6 protein-coding genes and 1 pseudogene are annotated in these 6,000 nt (G+C 70.1%); 6 read left to right on the top strand and 1 reads right to left on the bottom strand.

Going from position 1 to position 6,000, the window contains the following annotated elements; genetic code table 11:
- Positions 1–69: 69 nt before the first annotated feature.
- The 4 genes from D7W81_RS08175 to D7W81_RS08160 all read left to right on the top strand — a co-directional run bounded on the left by D7W81_RS08175 (position 70) and on the right by D7W81_RS08160 (position 3,899).
- The gene (locus D7W81_RS08175) at positions 70–1,764 is read left to right on the top strand and encodes a methyl-accepting chemotaxis protein (protein WP_120554775.1); all 1,695 of its coding nucleotides are present in this window, start codon (positions 70–72) and stop codon (positions 1,762–1,764) included.
- A 15-nt stretch (positions 1,765–1,779) separates the two neighbouring features.
- On the top strand, positions 1,780–2,340 hold the full coding sequence (locus D7W81_RS08170; RefSeq protein WP_120554774.1) for a chemotaxis protein CheW: 561 nt from the start codon (positions 1,780–1,782) through the stop codon (positions 2,338–2,340).
- Positions 2,341–2,344: 4 nt separating this feature from the next.
- Positions 2,345–3,241, top strand: coding sequence for a CheR family methyltransferase (locus D7W81_RS08165; protein ID WP_120554773.1), 897 nt, complete (start codon positions 2,345–2,347; stop codon positions 3,239–3,241).
- Positions 3,242–3,344: 103 nt separating this feature from the next.
- Positions 3,345–3,899 carry a GNAT family N-acetyltransferase gene (locus D7W81_RS08160; protein WP_120554776.1) on the top strand — a complete coding sequence of 185 codons (555 nt, stop codon included), beginning with the start codon at positions 3,345–3,347 and terminating at the stop codon, positions 3,897–3,899.
- Positions 3,900–3,911: 12 nt separating this feature from the next.
- Here the strand turns inward: D7W81_RS08160 and D7W81_RS08155 are convergent, their stop codons facing one another.
- Positions 3,912–4,802, bottom strand: coding sequence for a CPBP family intramembrane glutamic endopeptidase (locus D7W81_RS08155; RefSeq protein ID WP_120554772.1), 891 nt, complete (start codon positions 4,800–4,802; stop codon positions 3,912–3,914).
- 101 nt (positions 4,803–4,903) lie between these two features.
- Here D7W81_RS08155 and D7W81_RS08150 point away from each other — a divergent pair, with 101 nt between their 5' ends.
- Both D7W81_RS08150 and D7W81_RS44310 read left to right on the top strand, forming a co-directional pair.
- Positions 4,904–5,275 carry a type II toxin-antitoxin system PemK/MazF family toxin gene (locus D7W81_RS08150; RefSeq protein WP_120554771.1) on the top strand — a complete coding sequence of 124 codons (372 nt, stop codon included), beginning with the start codon at positions 4,904–4,906 and terminating at the stop codon, positions 5,273–5,275.
- Positions 5,276–5,564: 289 nt separating this feature from the next.
- A pseudogene (locus D7W81_RS44310) lies at positions 5,565–5,747 on the top strand (GntR family transcriptional regulator); the annotation flags it as partial.
- Positions 5,748–6,000 lie beyond the last annotated feature (253 nt).

The following is a 6,000-nucleotide window of genomic DNA, read 5'->3' as shown; positions in this document are numbered from 1 at the left end:
CCTGGAAACCCCTTCCCCCGCGAACGCCCCCCGGGCGCCGTAGCGTTCAGCCGCTGTACCGGAGTCCCCATGTTCAACAATCTGAGCATCACGGCGAAGCTGACGCTCGCCTTCGGCGCGATGGTCGCCATCATCATCAGCGTGGTGACGATGGTGTACACCACCCTGGACAGGACCGCGAAGATCGCCGAGGGCGACACCGAGAGCCAGCGGGTGCTGATCGCCCTGCGCACCCTGGAGGGTGACATGGCCGACCTGGAGACAGGGCAGCGCGGCTTCATCATCACCGGCGACGACAAGTTCCTGGAGCCCTACAGCCTGGCCCGGCTGAGCGTGTCTCAGAACCTGGACAGCCTCCGCCAGCTCACCCAGAGCGACCACCGCCAGCAGGAGCGCCAGCAGGAGATCCGCGACCTGCTGCAGCAGTGGATCAACCAGCACCTGGAGCCCCTCATCGCCCAGCGCCGCGAGGTCAATGCGGGCCGGGGGGAGCTGGCCCAGCTGGTGGCGGTGGAGCAGTCCGCGCGCGGCAAGCAGACCGCGGACCGCATCCGGATGCTGCTCACCAAGCTCGCGGACGACGAGACGGCGCTCCTGCTGGAGCGCAACGCCCGGACCGGGGCCATGGTGAAGGACCTGTACAACGTGATCATCACCGGTGGCGTCATGGGCGCGTTGATCGCGGCCCTGCTGTCCTTCTTCCTCACCCGCAGCATCGTGCAGCCGCTCACGGAGGCCGTGCAGGTGACGGCGCAGGTGACGGCGGGTGACCTCACCGCGAACATCCAGGCGCGCGGCAGCGACGAGACGGGCCGGATGATGGGCAGCATGCGGGACATGATCCAGCGGCTGTCGGGCGTCATCAGCGAGGTGCGCGGCGCGGCGGGCTCGCTGTCGTCCGCGTCCCTCCAGGTGGCGTCCGCCGCGCAGGGGCTGTCGCAGGGCACCAGCTCCCAGGCGGCCTCCGTGGAGGAGACCACCGCCAGCCTGGAGCAGCTCAACGTCAGCATCCGCCAGAACTCGGAGAACAGCCGGGAGATGGAGCAGACGGCCCTCAAGGGCGCCCGCGACGCGGAGGAGAGCGGCCGCGCGGTGAAGGAGACCGTGGAGGCGATGAACGCCATCGCGGAGCGCATCTCCATCGTGGAGGAGATTGCCTACCAGACGAACCTGCTCGCGCTGAACGCCGCCGTGGAGGCGGCGCGCGCCGGTGAGCACGGCCGGGGCTTCTCCGTCGTCGCCACGGAGGTGCGCAAGCTGGCGGAGCGCAGCCAGAAGGCCGCGAAGGAGATTGGCGGCCTGGCCACCTCCAGCGTGAAGGTCGCGGAGCGCAGCGGCCAGCTGCTGTCGGAGCTGGTGCCCGCCATCCGCCGCACGTCGGAGCTGGTGCAGCAGGTGACCAACGCCTCGCGCGAGCAGTCCGTCGGCGTGTCGCAGATGAACCGCGCCATGACGCAGGTGGATCAAGTCACGCAGCGCAACGCATCCGCCGCGGAGGAGCTGTCCTCCACCGCGGAGGAGATGGCCACCCAGGCGGAGTCGCTGCTCCAGATGATGACCTTCTTCCGGCTGGTGGAGGGCTTCAGCTTCAACACCCACTCCGCGCAGCAGCATCGTCCCATGGCCCAGCGGCTGCCGGCCTCGCCCGCCCGGGGGCTCCATGCGGCGGCGCAGGGGCCGCTCGCCGCGTCCACGCCCGCGTCGCTGGCCCGGCTCCAGAACGGCGCGGAAGCGCCGGCCCCCCATGACTTCCAGCGGTTCTAGGGAGGCGCGCGCACCATGAGTCAATCCATCGAACCGGGTGGCGGCAGGTCCAGCTACCTGAGCTTCATGCTCGCGGGCGAGGAGTACGCCGTGGGCCTCCTGCGGGTGCGGGAGATCATCGAACACCGCCCCGTCACGCGCGTGCCGGGGATGCCCGCGGCCGTGCAGGGCGTCATCAACCTGCGCGGCAGCGTGGTGCCCGTCGTGGACCTGGCGGTGAAGTTCGGGCTGCCGCCCCGGCCCATCACGCGCTGGTCCTGCTTCGTCATCGTGGAGGTGGCGCTCGACGGCCAGCAGACGGTGCTGGGGCTGCTCACGGACACCGTGCGCGAGGTGCTGGAGCTGGGGCCCGCGGACATCGAACCGCCCCCGGCCTTCGGCACGCGCGTGCGGCTGGAGTTCCTCCGGGGCATGGGCCGCCACAACGACACCTTCATCCTGCTCTTGGACCTGGACCGGCTCCTGTCGCTGGAGGAATTGCTCCGGCTGACGGCCGCCACCGACGAGTCCCTGGCTCCCGTGCCGTCCCAGGCCCTGGCGGCGCCGCCGGCCCCGGAAGTGTCAGGCAACGGGTGAGGGGATGAGTGGCGGGGAGGACCTCTGGCCGTCGGTGCTGCCTCCGGCGTTGTCGCACTCGGAGCTGGCGCTGTTCCAGCACCTGGTGGAGGCGGAGGCCGGCATCCACCTGTCCTCCGCGAAGAACGCGCTGGTGGCGAACCGGCTGTCGCGGCGGCTGCGGGAGCTGGGGCTGCCGTCCTTCGCCGCCTACCACGCGTACGTCACCGCGCGGGGGAACGAGGCGGAGAAGGTGCGGATGCTGGACAGCCTCTGCACCCACGAGACGTCCTTCTTCCGCGAGCCCCGCCACTTCGACCTCCTGCGCGAGCATGTCTTCCCGGAGTGGGCGGCCCAGGCGGCGCAGGGCCGGAGGCCCCGGAGCATCCGCGTCTGGAGCGCCGGTTGCTCCACGGGCGAGGAGCCGTACTCGCTGGCGATGGAACTCCTGGAGGCGTTCCCCAAGGGCTCTGGCTGGAGCCTGGAGGTCGTCGCCACGGACCTGTCCACCTGGGCGGTGAAGCGCGCGGAGGAGGGGCTCTGGAGCATGGAGCGGGCCCGGAGCATTCCGCCGGTGCTGCTGCGCAAGTACATGCTGAAGGGCGTGCGCACGCAGGAGGGCCTGATGACGGCGGGCCCGGAGCTGCGCCACTTCATGCGCTTCGCCCGCGCGAACCTGCACGCGCCGGCCACGTGGCCCATGGGGCCGTTCGACATCATCTTCTGCCGCAACGTGCTCATCTACTTCGGCCCGGAGGCCCGGGCGCGCGTCATCCAGGGGCTGCTCTCGCGGCTGCCGGAGACGGGCTACTTCTTCCTGGGGCACGCGGAGAGCCTGATTGGCATCACCACGGCGGCGCGCTCCGTGAGCGCCAACGTGTACACGCCGCGCCCGGGGCCCGCGCTGCCCTCGCGCGAGTAGCGCCGCTTCGGGCCCCGTCGCGATTGAGGAGGCCACGCCTCCGGATGCGCTAGCGTGGGCGCACGATGATGAAACGAACGGGGATGTGGACGTGATGCCCGCCATGGCGGTGCCTGCGTTCGACAGGGTCGTGATGCCCAGGCTGGTGTTGCGGCGGCTGGTGCCTGAGGACCTGGAGCCCCTGGTGGCCTACCGGAACGACCCGGAGGTGGCGCGGTACCAGAGCTGGACGGACTACGACGCTCAGCGGGGGCGCCAGCTCATCGAGTTCATGCAGGCACGTCAGCCTGGCGAGCCCGGCTGGTTCCAGTTCGCCATCGCGCTGAAGGACACGAACGCCCTGATCGGGGACTGCGCCCTGCGGGTGGACGTCGACGACCCGCGGCTGGGCGAAATTGGCTTCACGCTGTCGAGGCCTCACCAGGGGCAGGGGCTGGGCACCGAGGCCGTGAAGGCCCTGCTCGGCTACGTCTTTGGCACCCTGTCCCTGCATCGCGTCTTCGCCGTGACGGACGCGAAGAACACCGGGGCCGCGGCCCTGTTGGCGCGTCTGGGCATGCGCCGTGAGGGGCACTTCATCGAGAACATCTTCTTCAAGGGCGCCTGGGGCGACGAATTCCAGTACGCGATGCTTGCCAGGGAATGGGCAGCCCGCTGAGGGCGTGAGCGCCTATCCGTGCAGCGCTGGAGCCTCGTCGGGGCGCGGCATTGCCCGCGGCTCCGGCGCGGCCGACCCCTTCCAGCGCGTCAGGGCGATGAGCGCCACGCTCAGGACGACGACGCAGAAGATGGACGCTTCCAATCCATAGGCGCCGCCCGTGAGCCATTCCGGGCGGCCGTGGAAGACAGGCGTCCACCAGCCGTGGGACTCCTTGCCGCTCACGCCGAAGCCCATCAGGCCCAGGAACCAGTTCCACCCCATGTGCACGCCGACCGGGAGCGCGAGGTGCCGCGTGCGCAGGTAGCACAGGCCCAGCATCCAGCCCGCGAGGAAGGTGGTGAGCATCGCCACGACGCGCGTGGGGACTTCCATCTGGGTGTTGAAGGGGTGGGCGAGGCAGAAGAGGAGGGAGATGACGACCTGCGCCCAGAAGGTGCCAAGGCCCCGGATGGCGCGCTGGAAGAGGTAGCCGTGGAACAGCGCCTCCTCGAAGAGCCCGACGCCCAGCATCAGCCAGGCCGCCTTCACGACCGCGGCCACCTGGGCGTTCGCGGCGTGCTCCAGGTGGAACCCACCCGCCACCCAGCCGCAGATGGCCACGACCCCCACCAGGACCACGCCGGCCAGGGCACCCGCGCCGAAGTCGCGCCCAGTGCCCCGCCCCACGGACATGCCGAGCGACGCCAGCGGCTGGCGTTCGAGCCGCAGGGCTCCAAGGGTCCCGAGCAGCACCCCCAGGAACGCGAGGAAGGAGTGGGGCACGAAAGGCTTCACGGACGCGGGCAACAGCGTCCAGAGCCACAGCAGCAGGCCCACCAGGGCGACGGTCGGCAAGAGAAAGCCCAGCCCCTTCCAGCCGTTGCGCAAGTGCCCTTCGCCATCCCGGAACACGGACCGCATGGTGATTCCCCTTGGAGCTTGATCGCGAACCCTGCCTACAACCAACGCGCGACCAGGGGAAGGATTGCCCCCCTTCGGCGCCGCGTGGGACAACCCGGCACATGAGCACGGGCCCGAAGACGATCCGCCGAGGCGACCTCTTCTGGTGCGAGCCAGACGAGGCGCGGGGCTCCGTCCCGCCCATTGCCCACCCCTACGTGGTCCTCCAGGAAGACGTCTTCAACCGCTCCCGCATCCACACTGTCATCGTCTGCGCGCTGACCTCCAACCTGAAGAAGGCGAGCGAGCCCGGAAACGTGCTGCTCGAAGTGGGGGAGGGCGACCTGGCGAAACAGAGCGTCGTGGTCGTGTCGCAGGTGTCCTCGGTAGAGAAGGTCCGGCTGGGTGAGCGTATCGGGGCGCTCTCCAACGCGCGCGTCGAACAGATCCTCGCGGGCCTCCGCTTCCAGCAGGCGTCCTACTTCCGCGACTGATTCAGTTGCCAGAAGCGCGCCAATCCATCCTGGGAACCGAAGCCCTCCGCGAGGATGCACTTGGGAGAAGCGCAGCGGTGTGCCGAGGCGGTGTGCTCGAGCGGATGCCAAGGCGGAGCCATGGGCCGAGTCCCCCTGCCGGAAGCGACGTCGCCCAACTGGTCCGACTGTCGGACCAGTTCGCGCCGTCCGGGCCCCGGGCGCGCTGTCCCAGCAGGCTTGCCCCGCGCGTCCATGTCAGACCCGTCTGGTTGGATGGGCGAAGCATCGGGCGAGGAGGGCGGCGGGAATGGTGAGGGTGGGGCTGGTGGAGTACGTGGAGGAGCAGATTGAGCGGGACATTGCGCAGAGGAGGCTGCCGAGGAATGGGGGGTTGGCCTCGGAGCGGAAGATGGCGCGCCGCTTTGGGGTATGCCGGGGCACGGTGCGCGAGGCCTTGCGGCGGCTGGCGGCGCGGGGCCTGGTGGTGCTGCGTCCCGGGCGACAGGCGCGCGCGGTGGCGCTGGACGAGTCCCTGACGCTGGAGAACCTGGGGCTGGCGCTGCATGACACGCGCACCCAGGAGTCCCGGCGGCTGCTGGAGGGCTTCTTCAGCCTCAAGCGGCAGGTGCTGGTGGAGCTGCTTTCCGACTGCTGCGCGAATGCCTCCGCCGTGGCCCTGGGGCCGCTGGAGAGCACCTGCTACGCGCTCCAGGACGCGGCGCGCTGGTACCACCCCAAGGAGC

Source organism: Corallococcus aberystwythensis (genome assembly GCF_003612165.1).
In the GTDB taxonomy this organism is placed as follows: Bacteria; Myxococcota; Myxococcia; order Myxococcales; family Myxococcaceae; genus Corallococcus; species Corallococcus aberystwythensis.
Note: the sequence above shows the minus strand (reverse complement) of the source record. Positions and strands in the feature narration are given on the sequence as shown.